We start from the raw sequence: 386 nt of genomic DNA, 5'->3' as shown, positions 1-386 counted from the left end.
CTGCACCGTGGCGACGTCGCGCAACATCACCGGCACCCCGGCGCGAACCGCCAGCGGCACGTTCCTGAAGTCCTCCAGCGACTTCAGAAAGCCGCCGGCGCGCACCATGTACTCCGCCTCTGCCAGTTCGAGCACCGAGCCGCCGGTCTCCTGGTTGGCGTTCATCAAGGCCTCGCGCACCTGGGCGTGTGTCACCCCGTAGGCGACCAGGCGCGCCGGATCGAGCACCACTTGGTACTGCTTGACCATGCCGCCGACGGTCGCCACCTCGGCCACGTTGGCCAGCGACTTCAGCTCGAACTTCAGGAACCAGTCCTGCAGCGCGCGCAGCTGTGACAGGTCGTGGCGGCCGCTGCGGTCGACCAGCGCATACTGGAACACCCAGC

At 67.9% G+C, this 386-nt stretch carries 1 protein-coding gene; it reads right to left on the bottom strand.

What is annotated here, in order from left to right; genetic code table 11:
• Window positions 1-386 (bottom strand): efflux RND transporter permease subunit (locus tag ACEWB7_RS18670; protein WP_411581186.1); only part of this gene is annotated, 386 nt, incomplete at both ends.

It is taken from the genome of Acinetobacter sp. NIOH-H-8 (genome assembly GCF_046635365.1).
Lineage (GTDB): Bacteria > Pseudomonadota > Gammaproteobacteria > Pseudomonadales > Moraxellaceae > Acinetobacter.
Note: the sequence above shows the minus strand (reverse complement) of the source record. Positions and strands in the feature narration are given on the sequence as shown.